General features: G+C 71.3%; 11 protein-coding genes. 5 read left to right on the forward strand and 6 right to left on the reverse strand.

The features are described 5' to 3' along the window. Positions 1–124: 124 nt before the first annotated feature. The 3 genes from AB0O48_RS17305 to AB0O48_RS17315 form a co-directional block, all read right to left on the reverse strand. The gene (locus AB0O48_RS17305; RefSeq protein ID WP_365066601.1) at positions 125–3,208 is read right to left on the reverse strand and encodes a thioesterase domain-containing protein; all 3,084 of its coding nucleotides are present in this window, start codon (positions 3,206–3,208) and stop codon (positions 125–127) included. Next, a complete protein-coding gene (locus tag AB0O48_RS17310; protein ID WP_365066604.1) occupies positions 3,205–6,717 on the reverse strand; it encodes an AMP-binding protein in 3,513 nt (1,170 codons plus the stop codon). Before AB0O48_RS17310 ends, AB0O48_RS17305 begins: the two co-directional genes overlap by 4 nt. 671 nt (positions 6,718–7,388) lie before the next feature. Further along, positions 7,389–9,584, reverse strand: a complete 2,196-nt coding sequence (locus AB0O48_RS17315) for a glycosyl hydrolase family 28 protein (RefSeq protein WP_365066606.1) — start codon at positions 9,582–9,584, stop codon at positions 7,389–7,391. 567 nt (positions 9,585–10,151) lie between these two features. On the opposite strand from AB0O48_RS17315, the gene AB0O48_RS17320 reads away from it, so the two are divergent. Together AB0O48_RS17320 and AB0O48_RS17325 are read left to right on the forward strand one after the other, a co-directional pair. Then, positions 10,152–11,972 carry a bifunctional metallophosphatase/5'-nucleotidase gene (locus AB0O48_RS17320; protein WP_365066609.1) on the forward strand — a complete coding sequence of 607 codons (1,821 nt, stop codon included), beginning with the start codon at positions 10,152–10,154 and terminating at the stop codon, positions 11,970–11,972. A 125-nt stretch (positions 11,973–12,097) separates the two neighbouring features. Beyond that, the gene (locus AB0O48_RS17325; RefSeq protein WP_365066611.1) at positions 12,098–12,472 is read left to right on the forward strand and encodes a VOC family protein; all 375 of its coding nucleotides are present in this window, start codon (positions 12,098–12,100) and stop codon (positions 12,470–12,472) included. Between the two features lie 206 nt (positions 12,473–12,678). On the opposite strand, the gene AB0O48_RS17330 is transcribed toward AB0O48_RS17325, so the two are convergent. The 3 genes from AB0O48_RS17330 to AB0O48_RS17340 form a co-directional block, all read right to left on the reverse strand. After that, complete coding sequence (locus AB0O48_RS17330) at positions 12,679–13,482, reverse strand: ABC transporter permease (RefSeq protein WP_365066614.1); 804 nt, start codon at positions 13,480–13,482, stop codon at positions 12,679–12,681. Further along, on the reverse strand, positions 13,479–14,411 hold the full coding sequence (locus tag AB0O48_RS17335) for an ABC transporter ATP-binding protein (RefSeq protein WP_365066617.1): 933 nt from the start codon (positions 14,409–14,411) through the stop codon (positions 13,479–13,481). Before AB0O48_RS17335 ends, AB0O48_RS17330 begins: the two co-directional genes overlap by 4 nt. Positions 14,412–14,634: 223 nt before the next feature. Next, positions 14,635–15,315 carry a class I SAM-dependent methyltransferase gene (locus tag AB0O48_RS17340; protein WP_357570497.1) on the reverse strand — a complete coding sequence of 227 codons (681 nt, stop codon included), beginning with the start codon at positions 15,313–15,315 and terminating at the stop codon, positions 14,635–14,637. 595 nt (positions 15,316–15,910) lie between these two features. Here AB0O48_RS17340 and AB0O48_RS17345 point away from each other — a divergent pair. Genes AB0O48_RS17345 through AB0O48_RS17355 form a run of 3 tightly spaced genes read left to right on the forward strand, consistent with a single transcriptional unit; the run spans position 15,911 to position 23,186 of the window. Further along, entirely contained in the window at positions 15,911–17,284 is a 1,374-nt protein-coding gene (locus AB0O48_RS17345; RefSeq protein WP_365066621.1) for an acyltransferase domain-containing protein, read from the forward strand. Continuing rightward, entirely contained in the window at positions 17,281–20,370 is a 3,090-nt protein-coding gene (locus AB0O48_RS17350) for an SDR family oxidoreductase (protein WP_365066624.1), read from the forward strand. The genes AB0O48_RS17345 and AB0O48_RS17350 overlap by 4 nt, the downstream gene beginning before the upstream one ends. Next, positions 20,367–23,186, forward strand: a complete 2,820-nt coding sequence (locus tag AB0O48_RS17355; RefSeq protein ID WP_365066626.1) for an SDR family NAD(P)-dependent oxidoreductase — start codon at positions 20,367–20,369, stop codon at positions 23,184–23,186. Before AB0O48_RS17350 ends, AB0O48_RS17355 begins: the two co-directional genes overlap by 4 nt. Positions 23,187–23,210 lie beyond the last annotated feature (24 nt).

Below are 23,210 nucleotides of genomic sequence, written 5' to 3' on the forward strand. Positions count from 1 at the left end.
GATCGGTCATCTGCGGGCGCAGCTCACTGACGTGGCCGCGGCCCTGCGCGTCGGTCACCCAGCTGTCGCAGCATCACGTCCCGCCACACCGACCAGCCCGTCCCGCCCAGTGGCAGCACGTGACTCATCGGACCGGTTCCGGCTCGTCGGCGTCCACGATGTGCAGTCGCAGTTCACTGAAGTAGCGCCGACCGGCCCCGTCGGGCACCCAGGCGTCCTGTTCGGTGGGCAGCATCTCGCTGACCACCACCGTCGTGTCGTCGCCGCCGTCACGCCGGGCCGCCCGGACCATCACGCAGAACATGTCAACGAAGGCGGGGCTGCTCAGGTCGACGAAGCAGGGCTTGGTCTCGGTGCCGAGCTTGACGTACACCTGCTCGGGCAGGCCCAACCGGCGTCGCCAGTCCCGTACGGCCAGGAAGCGGGCCCGCTCACCCTTCGCCGCGCCGAAGTCGCACGCGCCGACGGTGGTCCGCCAGGTCTGCCGGGCCACCACGAGCCGGTCCAGCGTGATCCTCGGGGTGTACGGGGCGGCCGCGACCAGCTTGAACCCGTCCACGGCGTGCAGGCTGAGCAGCCCGGCGAAGACCTCGGTCAGGAGCCAGCGCTGCCCGTCGGGGGCCACGACCGTCAGTCGGCCGTCCTCGTCCCGCATGGTCAGCGCCACCGTGGGCAGCACCCGGTCCGGGTCGGCGTTGGGCGCGGACGCGAAGGCCACCTGCCGGTCGGTGGGGCCGATCAGCGACTCGGCGACCCGGCTGGTGCGGCGCGGCCAGTCGGTGGGATAGAGCAGCCGGATCCGGTTCGGGCCGAGGTCGGCCGCCAGCGCGTCGCGCAGCCGCTCCACGTCCGGATGTGCGGCCGTGAGCACCGCACAGTCGAACGACGGCCAAGCGGCGTGCAGCTCGCCGAGCACCACGGTGTAGTCGCCGCGGGCCAGCGCGTCGGCGTCGGCCGCGCAGATCTGCAGGTCGGGGCTGTGCAGCCGGGAGTTCGACCAGTTTGGCCGGAGAACGGGGAAGACCTCGTCGACCCGGGCGGCCAGGTCCGCCACGTCCAGCCGGACGTCGGTGCTGCCCGGCGGCAGGTCGGCCAGCCCGAACAGCCCCGCCCAGCGGGCCGCGAAGTCGCCCGCCACCGCGTCGACCGGGCGCGGCCCGCTGCCCCAGAACATGCCCTGGACCAGGAACCACAGGTCGGACAGGGCCACCGGGGCGTCGCCGGCCTCGGCGCGCAGCTCGTCGTACAGCTCCCGGAACACCACCGCGTACGCCTCCTCCAAGGCGCCGGCCAGCCAGCGGGCGGCCCGCAGCAGCACGGCGAGCGGGGCGGCGATCCCGTCCAGCAGCGGTGCGCCGAAGACCACGTCCAGCTCCCGGCTGGTGTCCTCGTAGCAGAGCGTCCGACCGGCGTACATCTGCCCGGCCCGGCGCTGCGCCGGCTGCCCGGTCAGGTCGGTGAACGTCTCGTCGAGCGCGTTCAGCGCGGCGTGCAGCCGGTCCGGATCGCCGGCCGCGGCGGCGACCGCGTCCCGGGCGGCGCACAGCCGATCGAAGCCGGCCTGGGCGACGGCCCGCGCGGGGGCGTCGCCGACCTGCGTGATCCGCTGCCGCAGCACCTCCTCGGCGGCCGGGCTCACCGGCAGCGCGGCGTCCCAGGTGGCCAGGTCCCGCTGCACCAGCCGGTCGAGCAGCGCGTACCCGTCCTCCGGCCGACGCAGACCGACGGCCGGGTCGGTGACCAGCTCGTGGGCGGGGCGGTGGCCGTCGGCGGCACCGAGCAGTGCCGCCTCGACCGGCGACAGGGGCACCGGGGGTCGACCCGGCCGGCGCACCTCCCGGCCGGCGAGGCTCAGGTGCGGGGCGAGCTGGGGTGCCCACCAACGGCGGACGGCCAGGTCCTCGGCGATCCGCTGCGCGTACACGGTCAGCGCCCAGGACTCGAACCACACCCAGCGGTCACGGGTCAGCGCCGCGCCCGGCCGGACCTCGGCGGCGACCGGCAGCTCCGGGTCGAGGGTGACCCAGCAGTTCGGGCCGAAGAAGCCGACGGTCTCGTTCTTGCCGCAGTAGCGCTGCCAGTACCTGACGACGGCCCGTTCGCGCTCGCGTCTACGGGTGTTGCGGGGAGCGTCGGGGCCACCACGGACCAGCCCGTCCAGGGTGGGCAGCACCCCCCGGTTCTGCCAGGTGACCGCCTCGCGTAGCAGCGGGTCGGCGGCCAGCTCGGTGATCCGCCGGGTGGCGGTGGACAGCGCCTCGGCGAACTCCTTGTCGAAAACGTCGGCGCCGGCGCCGGTGGTCAGCAGCTCGTCGGCCGCCGCGGCGGCGTGCGGCGCGGACAGCAGGGTCAGCCCGTCGGCCGGAAAGCCGGTGCTGCGCAGGACCGCGTCGCGCCACACCGACCAGCCGGTGTCGCCCAGCGGGCCCCGGTGCGCGGCGGCGGCCGCCCTCGGCGCGGCGGCCGGCGGTTCGGCGGTGAGCGCCGCGGTCAGGTCGGCGCGGATCGCGTCGGCCAGCTCGGGCAACGCGTCGTGCAGGAAGAAGTGCCCGCCGTCCAGCTCGTGCAGGGTGAAGCCGGCGGCGGTGTGCTCCCGCCAGGCCGCGCTCTGCTCCCGGGTCACCGCCGGGTCGCGCCGGCCGGTGAACGCGATGATCGGCACCGGCAGCGGCTCCTCGGGCCGGTACCGGTAGGTGTCCACCCGCTCGAAGTCGGCGCGCAGCAGCGGCAGCAGCAGGTCGACCAGCTCGGGGTGCTCCAGCACGCCGGCGGGCAGGCCGCCGCCGGCCCCCAGCCGGCGCAGCAGCTCGTCGTCGTCCACCTGGCACAGCCCGTCGAAGATGGTGGGCGCGGTGACGTGCGGTGCGCGGGCGCCGCCGACGTAGAGCCGCAGCGGCAGTGGACGCCCGGCGCGGCGCAGCTCGCGGACCACCTCGAAGCCGAGCCGGCCGCCCATCGAGTGGCCGTAGATGGCGTAGGGCCCGGTGGCCCGCCCGGCGATGGCGCTCGCCACGTCGACCACCCGGAACCGGGGGTCCTCGCTGATCCGGTTTTCCCGGCCGGGGAGCTGCACCGGCAGCACCTCGACGTCCGGACCGAATCGGCCCGGAAAGTTGCGGAACGCGCCGGCTCCGGCGCCGGCATAGGGCAGGCAGAACAATTGCACCGGTGCCGGATCGCGGCTGCCGGCGGAGAGGAACCAGTTCACCGAACACCTTTCTGAGGAGGTTCGATCCAGTACCGCTGCCGCTGGAAGGGGTAGGTGGGCAGCGAGGTTCGTCGGACGCCGTCGGCCGGGTACAGGGCCGTCCAGTCCAGGGACCGGCCGGTCACCCAACCGGCGGCCAGGTCGCGCAGCGGGCCGGCCGGACCGGCCACTCGGGTGTCCGTCGCCAGTAACGCGTCGAGCGCGGCGACCGCGTCGGCCGGGGTGGTGGCGACCACCGCGGCCCGGCAGCCGAACTCCCGTCGGCCCAGCGCCAACGTCGCGGCGACCTCGGCCAGCGTGGGCGCGGTGCCCGCCAGGTGCCGCCGCAGCCGGGTCAGGGCCGCCCGCAGAGCCGCGGGGGTACGCGCCGACACCGGCAGCAGGTGGGCGCTGGCCGACCCGGTGTCGACCGGCTCGACCGCGGGTGGTTGCTCCACCACGACGTGCGCGTTGGTGCCGCCCAGCCCGAACGAGCTGACCCCGGCCACCCGGCGCGGCACGTCGGGCCAGTCCCGCGCCTTCGTCGGTACGTAGAACGGACCGGCGGCCAGATCGATCTCCGGGTGCGGACGGGTGAAGTGCAGGTTCGGCGGGATGACCCCGTGCTGTACGGCCAGCACCGCCTTGATCAGCCCGGCGATGCCGGCCGCGGCGTCGAGGTGACCGATGGTGGTCTTCACCGAGCCGAGCGCGCAGGTCTCGGCGGGGGCGGCGCCCGCGTACACCTCGTGCAGCGCGGCCACCTCGATGGCGTCCCCGAGCGGCGTACCGCTGCCGTGTGCCTCGATGAAACGGACCTCGCCCGGGGCGACCTCGGCGGCGGCGAGCGCGCCGGTCACCGCGGCGGCCTGCCCGGCCGGCCCGGGGACGGCGTAGCCGGCCCGGTCGGCACCGTCGTTGGTGACCGCCCAGCCGGGCAGGATCGCGAGGACGCGGTCCCCGTCGGCCTGCGCGTCGGCGAGCCGACGCAGCGCCACCACCCCGACCCCGGAGCCGAAGCCGGCGCCCTGGGCGGCCTCGTCGAAGGCCCGGCAGCGACCGTCCGGTGAGGCCAGGCCACCGGGGGTGTGCCGGTGCCGGGGCCAGGTGACGCTCACGCCACCGGCCAGAGCGATGTCGCACTGGTAGTCGGCCAGGCTCTGCGCGGCCAGGCAGACCGCGACCAGCGAGCTGGAGCAGGCGCTCTGCACGGCCACCGCCGGCCCGGTCAACCCCAGCCGGTACGCCACCTGGCCGGGCAGGTGGTCGGTGAGCTGCCGGCCGATCAGGCGGGCCTCCCAGTCGTCCGGATCGACGTCACCGATCACGGCCGGGTTGTCCATCAGGTGAAAGAGGAAGTAACGGTTGACGGAGGTGGCGCCGTACACGCCGACGAGGCCGGGGAACCGGGTCGGGTCGTGGCCGGCGTCCTCCAGCGCCTCCCACGCGGTCTCCAGGAACAGCCGGTGCTGCGGGTCGGTACGGGCGGCCTCTTGGTCGCCGAAGGAGAAGAACTCCGCGTCGAAGTCGGCGATGCCGTCGAGCCGCCCGGTGGCCTTCACGTGCCGGGGGTCGGCGCGCAGCCCGGGGCCGACGCCCAGCGCCGCCAACTCCTCGTCGCTGTGGTCGTGGATGGCGTCCACGCCGGCGCACAGGTTCCACCAGAAGGTGGCCACGTCCGCCGCTCCCGGGAACCGGCCGGCGAGCCCGACCACGGCGATCTCCTCGCCGGTGTACTCGCGGACGCCGACCGACGAGGAGTACGCACCGCCGGTGGACGCCGACGCGGTGGACGCCGAGGCGGTCGCGACGGGCGGGGCCGGCAGGTCGGCGGACGGCGGCGGGTCGACCAGTCGAGCCTGGGCGGCGACCGTCGGATGGTCGAAGAGCCGCAGCAGCGGCGGCCGGACCCCGAACCGTTCGGTCAGTCGCTGCTGCACCTGGCCGAGCAGCAGGGACTGCCCGCCGACGTCGAAGAAGCTGTCGGTGCGGCCGACAGCGTCCCGGCCGAGCACGGTGCACCAGATGTCGTGCACGATCCGCTCGGTCGGGTTGGCCGGTCGATCCTCGGCCAGCACGGCCCGGGCCGGCGCCGGCAGCGCCCGTTCGTCGATCTTTCCGCTGACGGTCAGCGGAAACTCGGCGACCGGCACGACGGCGCGGGGCAGTGCGTACTCGGGTAGTTGCCGGGCCAGGGCGGCCCGCAGCGCGGCCGGGTCCACCGGTGTCCCGGTCGACCGGACGTACGCCAGCAGCTCGCCGTCGCGGGCGATGGCACGCACCTCGGCGACGCTCGGTTCGGCGGCGAGCACCGACTCGATCTCGGTCAGCTCGACCCGGAACCCGCGCACCTTGACCTGCCGGTCGAGGCGGCCGAGGCAGCGCAGCTCGCCGGTGGGCAGCAGCTCGCCGAGATCGCCGGTGCGGTACGCGGGCACCCCGTCGGGGTCAAGCCCGAACCGGTCGCTGACCTGGTCGAGGTAGCCGGGGGCGAGGTGCCGGCCGCGCACCACGATCTCGCCGTCCGGTGTCAGCCGCAGCGCGTACCCGGGCAGGGCGGTGCCGATCGGCAGCGGCCCGGTGGCCGTACGGTCGACGTCGGCCAGCGGCAACACGGACCGGGCCGCGAAGGTCATCTCGGTGGCACCGTAGCCGTTGACGAGCACGCAACCCGGGGCGAAGTGACCCTGGGCGCGGGCGGCGTCGGCGTAGCTGGCCTGTTCGCCACCGAGCAGCACCACCCGGACCCGGTCGAGCCGGTCGACGCCGGGAGTGTCCAGCAGGTACCGGAAGACCGTCGGGGTGGAGTGGTAGACGGTGACGGCGTGCCGGGCCAGTTGCGCGACGGCGTACGCCAGCCCGTGGCGGCGCAGATCGACCGGGACGACGGCGGCGCCGGTGAGCAACGCCGGGTAGAGGTCGGGGATGGCCGCGTCGAAGCTGAACGAGGCGAGCAGGCTGAGCCGGTCGTCCGGACGCAGGTCGAGGGTGGCGATCTGGTTGTCCACCACGTGCAGCAGGTTGCGGTGGGTCTGCCCGACCGCCTTGGGCCGGCCGGTGGAGCCGGACGTGAACAGCACGTACGCGAGGGCGTCCGGGTCCACCGACACCGGCCGCAGTGACGCCGGCCGCACGTCGACGGCGGGGACGACCCGCGTGCCGGGCCGGTCGGTGGCGAGCCGGCGGGCCAGCTCGGTGTGCTCGCCCCCGCTGAGCAGCACGGTGACGTCGGCGCCGTCGACGAGCTGGCGCAGTCGCTGCTCCGGGAAGCCCGGGTCGAGCGGCACGTAGGCGGCGCCTGCGGCGAGGGTGCCCAGCATCGCGGCGATGGTGCCGGCCCCGTGTGTGGTCAACAGTCCGACCCGGTCGCCGGGTTGAACGCCGGCCCCGGCCAGCAGCTCGGCGTGGCCGCCGGCCAGGCCGGCCAGGCCGGCGTAGTCGAGCGGGCCGGTGTCACCGAGCACGGCGGGATGGTTGGGCCGGGCGGTAGTGGCATCGCCGAAGCGATGGATCAGCGTTGAATTTTCCATCTCAGGACGCGCACATCGCTCCACACAAGATGGACACGCCGCGACCGGCTACATTGATCATGATCCCCCCCAGGAATTCACAATGGAGCGAGCATAGGACTCAACGCCTGGCGCGGAAGATCATTGACTAGAGTCGACCCGAAGGGCTAGCGGGTGATCAGACGAGGGATGACGAAAGTCGTCCGATCATCCCCCTGGCGCAGCGGCGGATTTTCACCTAGAACGATCATCAGGGGCCATTTTTGCGGTCGCGCATTCATTGCGTAGAGGAATTTCCCGGCCAGAGACATCGGGTCGCTCGCCGCGGACCACGCTCTGCGCCGTGGGTTGAGCGCGTACACGGTTCCGGCGGGACGGGGCCGACAGCACCGTCGTCGTCGCGCGGCAACCGCGACACCATCTCCCGGAATCGGTCACCCGTTCGGCCATCGTCTTCAGCACGGCGCGGGAGACGGCGGCAGCCTGCTCGGGCGGCAGGCCACACCGCCGGGATACCGCGTCGACGAAGCGCGGAAACCGGCCGTCGCCCGCCGTGTCGGTCGCGGCCGGGCGCCTACCCCCCGCCGCTGCCGACAAAAGGCCGCTCGATCCCGCCGATCGACATCAACATCCGTCACACGCAGACCGACGAACGCGAGTCGAGTCTCGATTCGCCTACTGCCGTTGCCGTGTCAGCCCGTCGCATACGTAAGCACGTCGACCGTGGCTGTCATCGGCCGGGCTCCGGGATTCGCAAGCGTCGCCGAGCTGTTACGCAGGGTCACCCCGTCTGCGTGTCGAATGGAGAAGCCGTACGCCGCAAGGTAGGGCCAGCGGGTGCTCTCGGGATAGTCGCCGTTGTACTCGTTCGGAGTCTGCGGAGCGACCGATCCGCCGACGGTGACGTTGACTTTCACATTGCTCAGGAGGATGTCGTACATCCCGTACGTGGCGCCCGTGCTCTCCTTGGTACCCGAGAGCACGGCTCCCGTCGCAAGATGGTTGGGCGCCGCATCAGCGATGCGGGTAGCAGTGATGTCCTCGAAGCGCAGGCCGCTGATCCACCGGGGGTCGGGTGCTCCGGTTCGGCGCCCGATCAGTACGAAGATCGCCCGCTGGGTCTGGTCGATCGTGACACGCCGGAACCGGGCATTGGTGACCGTCCCGCCGCCAACCTCGGTGACGACGATCCCCGCGTTGCGCGGTCGTTTGACAAGGACGTCCTCGACCGTGATGTCGGCGAAGGCGCCGTCGCTGGCGGTGCCGAGCTTGACGCCGTTCGCCCGTCCGGAGGCGGACACGCTCGACAGCCGGACGACGGCCCCGACGACTCCGCGGCTGGAGACGCGCTGGCTGGTCGAGAAGTGACTCTTGAAGCAGATCGAGTCGTCATCGCTGTAGACGTCCACCCGTTCGATGAGGACATCGTGACCGTCGACGACGTCGATGCCGTCACGGTTTCCGTCGATGTTGCCGTCGACCGCGACGTCGGTGATGGTCAGGCCGTCGATTTCGGCGGGCACGATGCCCCAGAACGCGGCGTCCTTCAGGTAGATGTCACGGATGGTGACATTGCTGCCGGAGGTGAGGAACATGCCGGCCGGACGGTGGTTCTCGGCGGGCCCGGGCTGGCCGCCGGCCCAGGCGGGATTCGTGCCGTTGCCGTGGATGACTCCGCCGCCCTCGATGGTCAGATTGTTTGCCCGGTGGGAGAAGAGCAGCGCCTTGGTGAGCACGCCGCCGACGAAAGGGCGGCTCGGGGCGATCCTCGCAACGGAGGGGTAGGCAGCGTCATCCCAGGTGCCCAGCAGCATGGCATCGGGTGCCACGAAGAACGTCATATCGGACTTCAACATGATCGTCCCGGTGCGGAACACACCGCCGCTGAGCAGGACCGAACCACCAGTGGGAGTCGCGTTCACCGCCGCCTGGACCGCTGCGGTGTCGTCGGTGGTGCCGTTCCCGGTCGCGCCGAACGAGCGCACGTCCACAACCGGCCCGGTCGGCGTCTGGTCGGGAACCGGATACGCGAGAACCTTGTCGGCGTACAGGGTGCCGACCTGGCCGGCGCCGACGCCGAGGACGAGTTGCGCCACATCGGCCGCGGCCGGGTCGCGGAACGGGAAGTGGGTGGGTCTTGCCGTGGTGCTCACCGCCGGAAAGCGCCGGCCGTCTGCGTAGGCCACGAACTGTCGGCCCGGGACGTCGAGCACGAGGCGGACCGTGTACCACTCGCCGGGCTGCACACCGGAGAGCAGGACATGGCTGACCCCGCCGGATACGTACTGCAGAACCGAGTTGCTGAACTGTAGCGAGGCCGAGATCCTGCCAGTGGAACTGCGGATGTACAGCGCCATCTTGACACCGGTCGTCGACTCCGTCCGCAAGTTGGCCTGCACCATCACGACGCCCTTCTGTGGTGTCCTCAACGCACGGGTGGCGGTCAACTCCTGAGTGCTGGTGGTCTTGGTGATGCGCAGGCTGCGGTCGGCGTCGCTCGGCACGGGCTGCGCATCGACGGTGCCCCCGCCACCGGCAACCACGTAGCCCGGCGCCACGGTACCGACCGGCACGTCGTCGAACAGGTCCTTGGCCTGGTACGCCGCGGTGTCCTCGGGCACCCTTCGCAGGCTCACGTTGTCGACCCACATCGTGCCGAGGTTGGTGGCGCCGGGACCGAGGCCGAACGTGAGCCGGCCGACATCGGCGGCCGGAGTGCGGAACGGCGCGGCGTCGAGCAGCTTGGCACCATCGACGTGCAGGTCGAAGGTCTGGTCGTCGGTGCGCAGCTCGACACGCACGACGTGCCAGCCCTGCGACGCGGCCGCGAGCGTCTGATTCGGGCCGGCGTTGTAGTAGCGCCCGGCGCGGATGCCGATGCTCGCCACCGGCACGCCGGTCCGGCTGGCCACGTAGAGCACGTTGAACGCACTTACCGCCGAGTCGACGCGGACGCGTACCTCCGCCTCGACGACGCCGGTGAGACCGGCTGTCGTCCGCCGCTCCACAATCGTCGACGAAGCTGCGTCAGTCGCGGTCTTCGTGAGCCGGAGGCTGCGGTCCACCGCGTCTGGGACGGCGGCGACCCCGACGGTCCCGCCGGACGTATCGGTACCCCAGCCGGCTGGCACGGTGCCGAACTCAGCATCGTTGAAGTGCTCCATGACAGCCGACGTGGCACCCGGGCCGGTGTTCGCCGCCTGCACCCCTTCGGGGGCAACCACGACGGTGGTGGCCAGCCACGCCGCCATCAGAAGGGTGGTGCTCCGCATAGCGCAGCAAGTTACCAGGATGAATAACTCCGGTGACCCCGCACGGCGAGCGGCCTTGCCGGCTCAGCGGCGCATCGTCAGTGCGTGGTCAGGCCGAGCACCACGGCAGTTCACACAATGTTGATCAACTGGGCAGAGGCTGTCCGGGCGAACCAACCCGTACCACCCTTGGGAGCCCGACACATGCTTGACAGCGCTCGATTGCTCCGGCGTGGCCGAACCGCCCTGGCCGCCGCGGTGGCCGCCGGCTTGCTGCTGGCCGGTGGGGCGGCGTCGCCGGCTGCCTCGGCCTCGCCGGCCGGCGCCCGGCCGGGTACGCCGGTCCCGGTGCAACTCTTGTCCATCACGGACCTGCACGGCTACTTCGGCGACTACACCACGACCGTGCCCGGAGCCCGGGCCGGCGAGCCGGCCCGTCAGGTCGGCGGCGGCGCCTACCTGACGGCACACCTCAAGCAGCGCCAAGCCGGCCAGCGGAACTCCATCCTCTTCTCGGCCGGGGACGACTTCAGCGGTTGGCCGAACGAGACCGGGTGGTTCTGGAACGAGCCGACCATCGAATACCTGAACTCGATCGGGCTGGAATTCTCCACGGTCGGCAACCACGAGATGGATCGGGGCTACGAGTTCCTCCGGCACATGGACGATGGCACCTGCCGGTGGCGGCCCGACAACGACATCTGCTTCACCGACTCCACCGGCCGGCGCTTCCACGGCGCGGACTACGACTACTACTCCGGCAGCGTCGTGGACGACCGCAGCGGCAAGCCCAAGCTGCCGCCGTACCACGTCGAGTACGTCAGCGACGGGCACGGCGGTCGGCTGCCGGTCGGCTTCGTGCACGCCACCACCAAGCTGATGTCCGAGGAGCAGATGTCCTACACCCCGAAGGGGTTCGACTTCCTCGACGAGGCTGACACGGTCAACAAGTACGCGGCCGAGCTGCGCCGGCAGGGCGTGAAGGCCATCGTGGCGGTCATCCACGAGGGCTTCTCCCAGGAGGCCGGTGCCGGGTACGACGAGTGCGTCAACCCGTTCGGCCCGATGTACGACGCCAACGCCCGGATCAGCGCGGACGTCGACGCGATCGTCACCGGCCACTGGCACGCCCTGGTGAACTGCATGCTCCCCGACCCGGCCGGCAACCCGCGTCCGGTGGTGGAGGCGGCCAACCACGGCCGACTGTTCAACGAGATCAACCTCCAGCTCGACCCGCGTACCGGCGAGGTGCTGCGGGACCGGACGACCTCGGTCAACCACGCCAACACCCAGGACGTGACTCCGGACCCCGAGACCCTGCGGATCGCCGACTACTGGCGGACTGAGCTGGCGAAGCGGGCGAACCTGCCGGTCGCGCGGGTGACCGCGGACCTGACCCGGGCCCCGGGTGACAGCGCCGAGTCGACCATGTATGACGCCACCGCCGACGCGTTCCTCTGGGCCGCGAACCGGGACGGCAAGGCCGATCTGGCGGTCGCGATGCCCGGCATCCTGCGCCGGGACGTCCGGTACGCCGCCGACCCTGCCAACCCGGCCGACGCACCGGGCCGGGTGCTCTTCTCCGAGCTCGCGCTGGGCACCGTCTACGACAGCGGCATCGGGGTGGGGCTCGTCCGGGGCGACGTGACAGGCGCCCAGCTCGACCAACTGCTGGAGAGCCAGTGGCAGCAGGCGGCGGACGGCACCGTGACGTACCGGCACATGGCGGTGTCGGGCAACGTCCGGTATCGCTACGACCTGTCCAGGCCGGTCGGCGACCGGGTGGAACCCGGCAGCGTGCGGATCGGCGGCAAGCCGTTGAGGCTCAAGTCGACGTATCGGATTGCGACCCTGGCGAACAACTTCTTCGCCAAGAACGCCACATCCGGGTTCACCGCGCTGTTCGAGGCGCGCAAGCAGGACCGCAGCCTGTACAACGGCGGTGACGCTCTGTGGCGCTACCTGGAGAACGCGTCCCCGGTCCGCCCGCCCGCGCTGGACCGGGCGACCCCGGTGTCCCGCTAAGGCGGGTCGACGACGTCGGACCAACCGGGTGCGGGCGGCCAGGCACCGCCCGCACCCGGGTTCGGGTTCAACTCTCGGGTACGTCCATCTCATCGGGCCCTGGGAGCGGGCTGCACATCGTCGCTATGGTCGGTGTCGTGGAGACACTGGGCCGACTTGCCGGAGTCACGGTCGACTGCCGGGATCCGCAGCGACTGGCTGACTTCTGGTCCGTCGTGCTTGGAGGCCGCGTGACGGAGTCTCTTCCCGGCTGGCGGCGCGTCACTGTCGCCGAGGGCAGCCCGGTGCTGACATTCCAGCCGGTCCCGGAGCCCAAGGCCGGCAAGACGCGACTACACCTCGACATCGCCGTTACCGACGTCGACGAAGCGGTCGAGCGGATCGGGATGTTGGGCGGGCGGTGGACAGGTGAACGGCATGACTACCAAGAGGGCGCAGTCCTCGTCATGACCGACCCGGAGGACAACGAGTTCTGCGTCGTGCAGTACTACCGGGTGTGATCTGGTGGGGTTTTCGACGAGCATCCGAGACTGCTGATGGCGTCGTACGCACCGTCGTCGTTGCACACTGATCACAAGCGGCCGTGAGAGTGGGAGCCGTCGACACACCGACCGGCGCGCAGGGCACCGCGCCGCGCCCGTCGGATACCAGCCACCACCTGGATGTCGGGCGCCGAGCGGAGCAGGCATGATGGGCCGGCGTCGGATCAGACGTGCCGGGGCTCCCACCGGAAGAAGCGGCGGGTCAGCCAGGCGCCGATGACCAGCCACACCAGCAGCACACCGGCCGAGGGCAGTGCGAGCAGGTGACTGTCCCAGAAGCCGAGCGCCCGGCCCCCGTCGGTCTGTGCCAGCCACCCGACGCGCAGCAGTTCGGTGAACGGGCCGGTCGGCAGGAACCACAGCACCCGCTCAATCGGCTCCGGCAGCGCGCCCAGCGGCAGCAGTGCACCCGGGGCGGCCAAGAAGATCACCATGGATGGCAGGGTGGTCAGCATCGCGGCCTCGGAGCTGCGGGTGACCGCGGACAGTACCGCGGCGAAGGCTGCCATCACCGCGGCGCCCAGCAGCAAGGCAAGCAGGATCACCAGCGGGTGTCGCGGCACCGGCAGGTCGAGCGCCAGGATGGCGTAGAGCGCCAGGACGGCGGTCTGTGCCAGGAAGGTGAGCACCGTGCTGCTGGCGGTGCCGAGCAGGATGGTGCGGTCGGACGGCAGACCCACACGCATCCGCTTGAGCACGTTCTCCTGCCGGCGCGAGGCGTAGACGGTGGTCAGATGGTGGTGCACCACGAAGACCATGATCAGCGCGGTCACGCTGACCACCCGGCGCACTCCGGGGACGGCCTGGCCGCCGTATCCGCTGGTCAACAGCAACCCGATGAGCAGCGGAGTGACCACGGAGAGGGCGGTGGCGGTCCAGTTGCGCCGCAGCGCCAGCAGCTCTATGCGCAGCAGGGCGAGCATCTGCCAGGACGGCCGCGCCGCCCGATCCGTCGTGACGGTGGTCATCGAACTTCCTCACGTTCCGGTCGCTGACCGGCGTTAGCGTGCTCGCCGGCGATGTCCAGGAATACGTCCTCGAGGGTGGCGGGGCGCGCGGAGAGCCCGTACAGCCGCACTCCGGTGGTTTTGGCCCAGTCCAGTAGCCGGGAGAGGTCGCCCTGCAGGTCGCGGGTCTCGTAGGCGACGCGGTCGCCGTCCACCGAGAGCGTGCCGTGCGGCAGATCGGGCAGGTCGTACCCCTCCGGTGAGCGGAACGTGATCCGCGCCGGCAGCGTGTGCACCACCTCCTCGGGCGTCCCGCGAGACACGATGTGCCCGCCCTGCATGATCGCCACCCGGTCGGCGAGCACCTCCGCCTCTTCGAGGTAGTGCGTGGTGAGCAGGATGGTGGTCCCGCCCGCCTGCAGCTCGCGGACGACATCCCAGGTGCGGCGCCGCGAGGCCGGATCCATACCGGTGGTCGGCTCATCGAGGAAGAGCACCTCCGGCCGGCCCAGCACGGCCAGCGCCAGCTCCAGCCGCCGGCCCTCGCCGCCGGAGAGCTGCTCGACGGCGACGTCGGCCCGGTCGGCCAGTTCCACCGTCTCGAGCATGTCGCGGGTGGTGCGCGGACGAACGGTGAGCGCCCGCCAGGACTCGATCGTCTCGCGTACGGTCAGGGCGCCGGTGAAACCGCCGTGCTGGAGCATCACGCCGGTCCGCGGACGTACAGCGGAGCGGTCGGCGATCGGGTCCAGGCCGAGCACCCGCACCTCGCCTGAGGTCGGCCGCTGCAACCCCTCGAGCGCCTCGATCGTGGTGGTCTTGCCGGCGCCGTTGGTGCCCAGCAGGGCGAACAGCTCGCCCCGGCCGATGGCCAAAGACACCCCCCGGACCGCCTCGAACTCCCCATAGCTACGACGCAGCTGGTTCACTTCAATGACGACGTCTTCCATGACCTCAGCCTGCCCATCCGGGAACACAATGCCGATCCCCGTGCTGTCATGATTCGACCGTGTCGTTTGCACGGGTCACCCGTGCACTGAACCCGCCGCAGGCCGTGGTCCTTTCCCGCGCGGTCATCCGGGCCAGGACTGGCCCGTCCGGACGCGGTGTCCTCTCGTCAGCGCACGACCTTTGGAGAATGCGGGTGGCCGTGTCGGTACGGCACCGCCTGGCTCAGGATGCTGGCACGGTTGCGGGCTCTTCGCCTGGGGTGGTCGGGGGTTCTGCGATGCCGACGAAGTTCCCGCCCATGGGCCGGATGCCGACCGACCACCCCAGCGCTGTGAGGACGTCCGTGAGGGTCTGAGCATCATGGAATACCTTCACGATGCGGTACTGGCTGCCGTCATCGAGCCGGCGCAGCACCGCCGGGGTCGGCTGGTTCGCGAGGACTTCTTCGCTGGCGGCTACGGCGGGGCCGTCGTCGATGAAGACTGCTTTGCCGCCCGGCGCGAGCGCGGTGGCGACGGCGTTCCAGAAGTCGGGCAAGCGTGCCGGCGGTACATGGGAGAGCCAGAAGGCGAAGAACACGGTGTCGTAGCGTCGTGGCGGCTGCCACTCAAACAAGTCGGCCTCAATGAACTGCACGGTAGGGGATGCGGTGCGCGCCCGAGCCAGGGCTAACACTTCGGATGCCGCATCGACAGCTGTCACCGAATGTGCCCGCGCAGCGAGCAGAGAGGTCCACTGACCTGTTCCGCAGGCCAACTCGAGCACATCCCCGGCGATCGGAAGGTCATCGACGACAGCCAACAACCTCTGCAGGTCTTCGTACTCTGTATAGGGCCGGTCGTATTCGGCCGCACCGGCCCGGTAGTAGGCCATCTGTTCTGCCAGGAGACCGTCCTCATCCATGTAAGCCCCTCTCATTGGTGTCCGGTCAGCGACAAGCGCACACCTCGCCAAGCTCGCTCGCCACAGACAGTGTCGGCCTTCACCCTTGGGCAAGGTCAACAGTCCTGGGCGCCTCGGCCGTCCTCGTCGACTGATCCCGCACCCGGCTGGTGCCAGCCGGCACAAGCCGTCCGACGTGTCTGAACCCGGAAACGTTCGTGGACAGCCCACTAGCTGAGAGATGTCTCGTAACCCGACGTCTGCCTGCTGAGGACGGTCAGTCAGGTGCGTCGGCGCCGAGTACGGCTCGTGCAGGGCGAGAAAGTACACGTCCAGGGTGGGCACTCGGCTCCTTCGTAGGTGGGCTACGGCCGCCGGCGAGAGGTCGCGGACCTGATGTATCCCGGTCGACGACCTAACGTGCATCGCAGTCGACGACCTAACGTCTTTCCCACCGGCCGACCGTCTCCTGTGTTTGGACCAAGGGGTCGGGAGCTGGCCTCGGCACGGCCGAGGAGCGGAGGACAGGAGGACAGGGCCGGCTCGCCAGACCTCCGGCCGGTGGCGGCGCTTCAGCGTCGGTGACACCACACGAGGGGATAGCGGAGGAGATCTGATGTTCGATCAACCAGAGATTGCTGTCGGTGTTTTCCCCGGACAGGGTGCCTATTTCCCCGGCTGCCTGGACTTCATCGGTGCCGACCGGGAACTGGAAAAGCTCGTCGAGCAGGTCGATCGGGTCAGCGCGGCCATGCTCGGCCACCATCCGATCGCCGGCCTACGCGCTGGTGAGCCGCCGAGCACCCAACAGTTGTTCGCCGACTCGCCCGACACCATGCAGCTCGCGATCTTCACCACCACCGTCGCGACACACGACGCGCTACGCCGCCGTGGCGGCGCGTTCGGCGCGCTGATCGGCCACAGCATGGGCGAGATCGCCGCGCTGGTGGCCGGAGGTGCCCTCAGCGTCGAGCAGGGCGCGTCCGTGCTCTGCCACCGGATCGCCGTACTGCGGGAGCACGCCACGGCCGAAGGCGGGCTCGTCGCTGTCGGTTGCGGCCGGGACCGGATGGACGCCGTGCTCGCGCTACTCGACCACGCCGGCCCGGTGATCGCGTCCGACAACGGGCCGGAACAGGTGGTGGTCTCCGGGTCCGCCGACGCGCTGCGCCGGGTCAAGGCGATCGCCGCCGCGATCGGAGTGCCGGCCACACCGCTGCTCTCGGCGTACCCGTTTCATCACACCATGTTGACGACCGCCCGACAGGCGCTCGCGGAGCGGCTCACGGGGCTGCGTGCCGCGCCCATGCACACCCCGGTCTTCTCCCCGATCCTGGGCCGGTTCTATCGGGCGGACGACGACCTGGCCGCGATGCTCTCCGCGCACCTTGTGCTGCCCGTGGACTTTGCCGGCACCGTTGGCCGGCTGCACCGGGCGGGCGCTCGGGTCTGGGTGGAACTCGGCGCGGGTCGGGCGCTGACCAACGTGGTCCGTTCGCTCCACCCCGACGTCACGGTGTTGACGCCGGTGACCGAGACCGCGACGACCATCGCGGAGGCCGCTGCCTTCCTCGTACCGTCGTCGACCGTCGCCGTCCCGCCGGCCGCCACCGTGCGCGCTACGCCCGTCCCGCCGACCGCGACGCCCACTGCGCCGCCCGCTCCGCCAGCCCCCACGCCGGCCGCGGCGACCCCGGACGTACGGGAAGCGGCCGGTCGGTCGGCGCTACCCCGGTCCGAGATCGCCGCGCAACTGCGCGCCATGTACGCCCAGGCTCTCGAATACCCGGAGGAGGTCTTCGAGGACGCTGCGCAACTGGAGGCGGACCTCGGTGTGGACTCGGTCAAGCAGACCGAACTGCTCAACCGCATCGGCCAGACGTTCGCGCTGGGTATGCGCCCCGAGGGGATGCGCATCGGCGAGTACCGCACCTTCGGCAACGTGGTCGACCTCGTGCACGGGAACCTCGCGAGCGGGCAGGTCCGATGACGGGCGGACGGGTGGTCCTGGTCACCGGCGGGGCCGGCAGCGTCGGCCGGGAGATCGTCCGAGGTTTCGCGGCGACCGGTGCCACCGTCCTGATCAACTGCTTCCATTCCTGGCCAGCGGCGAAGGAACTGGCCGCTGAGGTGGTCGCAGCGGGCGGACGGGCGAAGCCGCTGCGCGCATCAGTGGCCCGACCGGCGCAACTTGAGCAGATGTTCGACCAGGTGCGCGACGAGTACGGCCGGCTCGACGTGCTGGTGAACAATGCCGCCACCGGGACCTTCGCCACGATCGACGACATCACCGACGAGCACCTGGACCGCGCTTTCGACATCAACGTCAAGGGACCGCTGTGGTGCTCACGCACCGCCCGCCCGCTACTTGCCGCCACCCCGGGGTCGTGCATCGTCAACGTCTCGTCCATGGGCGCCACGCACGCCCCGGCCAACTATCTGTCCGTCGGGGTGTCCAAGGCGGCCCTGGAAAGCCTGACGCGGTATCTGGCGGCCGAGTTCGCGGCGGACGACATCCGGGTGAACACCGCCTCGGCCGGCCTGATCGAAAACGACGTCGGTCGCCGCTTTCCCGGCTTTCCCTCGCTGCGGGACAATCTGGTGGACGCCACGCCGATGCGGCGACTCGCCACGCCAGAGGATCTGGCCGGCGTGGTCCTGCTGCTCGCGTCGCCCGAGGCCGGCTGGATCACCGGGCAGACGGTGTTGGCCGACGGCGGGCTGAGCCTGCATCATCGGGCGCTGTCACCCGACGCGGCCCCTCCGGCCCCCGCCCCGTCGACCGCTGTCACGCCCCCCGAGGAAGCGGCTGTCGCACCGTCCGAGGAGGCGGCTGTCACGCTTCCCGAGCAAGCGGCTGTCGCACCACCCGAGGCGACGAGCGATGCCATCCCCGTACCAACCGGTCACGACGCCACGTACGACCCGGTGGTCGTCGTCGGGATGGGGATCGCGGTGCCCGGCGCGTCCGACCCCGACGGGTTCTGGTCGCTGCTCAACGAGGGTGCCGAACTGTTCGTCGAGGTGCCTCCGGAGCGCTGGTGGATGGACGGCTTCCACCACCCGGACCCGACCGCGCCGGACAAGACCTACCAGCGCAGGTCGGGGTTCATCACCGACCTGCGACCACACCCGGCGATGGCCGGCGAGCCGATCGTCGACGACGACACCACGGACTTCACGATCCGGTGGCTGCGGCACTGCGTCCACCAGGCTCTCGACGGCGTCAAACGGCGCCCCGGCGACCGGTACGGCGTCTGGGTCGGGTACACGCCGGACGGCAGCCAGCACCTGTTCGAGGCGCTGGCGAGCCGAGAGTTTCTCGCGATGGCTGGAACCGCGGCGGACGAGCCCGCGGTACGCGACGACCTGCGTATCCTGCTCGACCGGGTGCTGCCGCACCAGTCCCCGGACCGGCCGGCGGCCCTGCCGCACCAGGTCGGGCGCGCCGCGGTGGCCGGAATCCTGCCGGACGACGCTCGGGTGACGATGGTGGACACCGCCTGCTCGTCCTCGCTGTACTCGATCGATCTGGGTATACGCGACCTGCTCACGGGGGATGCGGACATCGCGCTCTGCGGCGGCTCGTTCGCGCTCATGCCGAGTGGTTCGGTGCTCTTCGCCAAGCTCGGTGGCCTGTCCAAGACCGGCGCGGTACGCGCGCTCGACCGTGCCGCCGACGGGGTGCTCTTCTCCGACGGTGCCGGTGTGGTGGCGCTCAAGCGGCTCTCCCGGGCGCTCGCCGACGGCGACCAGATCCACGGCATCCTGGCCGGCTCCGGGCTTTCCGCCGACGGTAAGGGTAAGGCGATCTACGCGCCGTCCAGCAGCGGGCAGGAGCTGGCGGTGCACCGTGCGCTGACCCGTTCGACGGTCCGCCCCGGCGACGTGGGCATGGTCATCGCGCACGCGACGGGCACCCCGGCCGGCGACGAAGCGGAGTTCCTCTCCCTGCGGGCCGCCTACGCGGGCGACGCGCCGATCCAGGTGACGTCGAACAAGTCGCTGATCGGGCACACCGGCTGGGCAGCCGGCGTGGTGTCGGTCATCCACGCGCTGCTGGCCCTGCGGCACGGGGTGATACCCGCCCAGTACCGGTTCACCGGCACCCCCGAGTCGTTCGGAACGGATACCTCCAACCTCGCCGTACCCAGCGAGCCGGTCGCCTGGCCGCCCCTGCCGGACCGGTGTCGCACCGCGGCGGTCTCCGCTTTCGGATTCGGCGGCACCAACGCCCATCTGCTGGTCAGCGAGTACCGCCCGGACGTGAAGGGCGCCTACGGCTACGGCGAGCCGCACACCGATCCGCTGGTGCTGGTCGGCTGGTCGGGACACCTGCCCGGAGTGGACGACACCGAAGCGGTCGCGGACTGCTCCGTCGGCCGTGCCGGTGCCCCGCACACCTTCGGTCCGGTCTATCCCCATCCGCCGTTCCCGAAGCTCCAGATGCCGCCGCCGGCGGCGAGGGCCACCGACCGGACCCAACTGATGCTGGTCGAGTGCATGCAGCGCCTCGACGGGCAGGTACGCCAGGCCTGCGAGCGTCGCCGCGAGCGGACCGGAGTGGTGGTCGCGCACGCGGGTCCGACCCGCAACGCGGTCCTGCTCGCGCTGCGCTGCTACCTCGACGAGCTGGACCGCGTCGGTACGGAGGCCCGCGATCCGGAGGCTCTGGCCCGGCTGCTCAAGCAGCTCCGGCAGGACGTCACCGGGCGGATCGCCGCGCCGACCGAGGACTCCTTCCCGGGCGAGATGCCCAACGTCATCGCGGCCCGGCTCTGCAACTACTTCGATCTGCGCGGCCTCAACATCACCGTGGACGGCGGCGGTGCCTCGCTGGCGGACGCGTTCGAGGTCGCCGCCCACTACCTGCGCTTCGGCGACCTCGACCTGGCGCTGGTCGCCGGGGTGAACGGCAACACCCTGGCATCGTGGCGGGCCGTGTTCGCCTCGGAGGGCGAACTGGCCGAGGGCGCTTTCCTGTTCGCGTTGACCCGGCGGTCGGTGGCCGAGGCCGAGGGGCTGCCCATCCTCGCCGAGTTGGACCGGTTGTCCGTAGCGGAGGTGACCCGATGAGCGGGCTCGGCACGAAACTGGCCGGGGCGAGCGGCGCCGCCGGGCTCGCCGCGATGCTGTCCGGCCGCGTCGAGTACGGCACCGTGGCGGTACGCGCCGATGCCGCCGGCTCGGTACGGGCGCTGCGGCTGCGCCGGCCCGGTCCGGCCGCGACCGACGCACCGACCGAACAGCTGCTGCGCCGGCACGTCCTGGAACTGGCCGAGCTGCCCTACCGGGCGATACGGCCGGTGCCGGAACTGCTGCCGGCGGGTGTGCTGGTGCTGACCAACACGACCGCCGCCGCCGCGGAACTCTCGCTGCCGGCCGACGGTACCGTCCTGGTCGTCTCGGACGACACGGTCGAGGTACGCACGTCCGGCGGAGTGCGCCACCTGTCACCGGCGGACTGGCCCGAGGCGCGGGCACCACGGGAGGCGCCACCCCGACACGTACGGGTGATCGTGGACACCCGGGACCCGGAGCTGCACGTGGCGGGCTGGTCGACCCGGTCCGGGGATCTGCTCCGGCTGCACGAGTGGGCGTTCCTGGCAGCGCAGGAGAGCGCCGACCGGCTGGTCGACGGCGGCAGCTATCTGGTCACCGTCCTCGACGGGATCACCGCCGACGGCACGCCGCGGCCGTTCACCGGGCTGTTCACCGGGCTGACGAAGAGCCTGGCGCTGGACTGTCCCGGTGCGCTGGTGGTCGCCACCGTCCACGCAGCCGGGCCGGTACCGGCCACGCTCGCCACCTCGGTGGCAGAACTCGGTGCCGAGCAGCTGTTGCCGTGCGTGTACCACGTCGACGGTCGTCGGACGACCCCGCGAGCCCGTCCGGAGCAGGTGGACGAGCCCGACGCGGCGCCGCCACCGTTGGACGGTTCGTCGCTGGTGGTGGCGGCGGGTGGTGCGCGAGGAATCGGCGCGCCGATCCTGCTCGCCCTGGCCCGGCACTACGCGCCACGGATCGTGCTCCTCGGCAGCTCCGCGCCACCGGCAGACGACGATCCGGTGCTGGATTTCGACGACCCGCAGCAGCGCAGCCGGTACATCCGGGAACAGGTCACCGGCCCGGACCGGGTATCGGTCGCGGCGGCCAACGCGCGGTTCGACCGGCTACGCGACGCGGCCCACATGCGCCGTACGCTGACCGAACTCGCCTTGCACTGCGGACCCGGCCGGGTCCAGTACCTGCGCTGCGACCTGCGCGACACCGCCGCGGTGCGGGAGACCATCGGTGCGGTCCTGGCCGAACAGGGCGACATCGACCTGCTGATCAACATCGCCGGCATCAACCGCGCCTCCGACCTACGCTCCAAGAGCCTGGCCGACTTCCGCACGGTGCGTGACCTGAAGGTCCGCACCTACCTCAACCTGGCCGACGCCCTGCGGGAGCGGCCACCGGCCCGGTGGTGCAACTTCGGATCGTTCGTGGGCTTCAGCGGTACCCGGGGCGAGACCGACTACGCCTCCGCCAACGACTTCCTCAACACGGCAGCCGCCGCCCGTGACGACGGCTCGACCGAGCACACCATCGGCTGGACGCTGTGGCGCGACACCGGCCTGGGCGCCAGCACCGTGATGCAGGAGTTCCTCAGTCGGACCGGCTGGTTCACGGCCACCCCGACCGAGGAGGGCGTGGCGCACTTCCTGGCCGAACTCGCGTGTCCGAGGCCGCCGGCCACGACCGTCCTGTTCGGTGACCGCGAGGCGGGCGCGCTCTCCACGGTGCTCCCCGGTCTGCTCGACTTCTGCGCCGCGGCACCACCCGAGCCCACGACACGGCAGGTGCCCGCCGCAGCGCCCCGGTCCGCCATACCACCGCAGCCCGCGGTGCCGCTGGCGGGACCGGCACCCCGGGCCGAGCGGCGGCTACCGTTCATCGACGATGTCGTGCACCGGGACGCGACGTCGCTGACCGCCGTACGCACCTTCGACCTCGATCGCGACGGCTACCTGGAGCACCACCAGGTCTTCGAGTTCCCCACCCTGCCCGGCACGTTCGTACCAGAACTGGCCGCCGAGGTGGCCGTGATGCTGGTGCCCGACCGAGTGCCGGTCGTCTTCGAGGATCTCCGGTTGGAGTCCTTCCTGCGGGTCTACCGAGACGGCCGAAGCAGGACGAAGCGGCTGACCGCGCGACTGTTGAGCAGCGACGACACCGAGTCGGTGGTGCAGGTGCGGATCTCCGGCGACGTGCTCGGGCCGGGCGGACGGGTCCTGGTACGCGACCGGCTGCACTTCTCCGTCGTGGTGCGGCTACGCGACCGACCGACGCCCGGGCCTCGCTGGACACACTGGGACGAACACGGCAGCGAGGCGTTGATCGACCCCTACCACGCGCCGGGCTCGCCGGTGCTGCTGCGCGAGGTGTTCCGCTCCACGACGGACACCCGGGTGCACCCGCTGGGTCGCCGCGGACGGCTGGCCCTGGACACCGCCGGCATCCACCGCTGGTTCCCCGACCTGCTGGTGCCGTCCGTCCTGCTCGACGGGCTGGTCCGCGTGGCCGTGTTGGAACGTGCGCACGGCCGTTGGACGCCTGTGGCGATCCCCCGGTACGTCCGGCGCATCGACCTGTACGGCGGTCACACGGACGCCAGCCTGGCTACCCGCGGCGAAGACGTGGAGTTGTACGTGACTCCGGTCGATCTCGATCTCGAAGACCCGAACCCCGACAATCGCGCCATCGCGGTGTCCCGCGACGGTGAGGTGCTACTCCAGGTCAAGGACATCATCGGCGCGATCGTCGGCTACCTCGACCAGTCCACCGGCGAGATCGTCGACCGCAAGACGTTCGACGAGATGTTTCCCGCCCCAGCGACTCGGCCCTGATCAGGGCACAAGGACAGGAGCAGG

Source organism: Micromonospora sp. NPDC085948 (genome assembly GCF_040686315.1).
Classification (GTDB): Bacteria; Actinomycetota; Actinomycetes; order Mycobacteriales; family Micromonosporaceae; genus Micromonospora.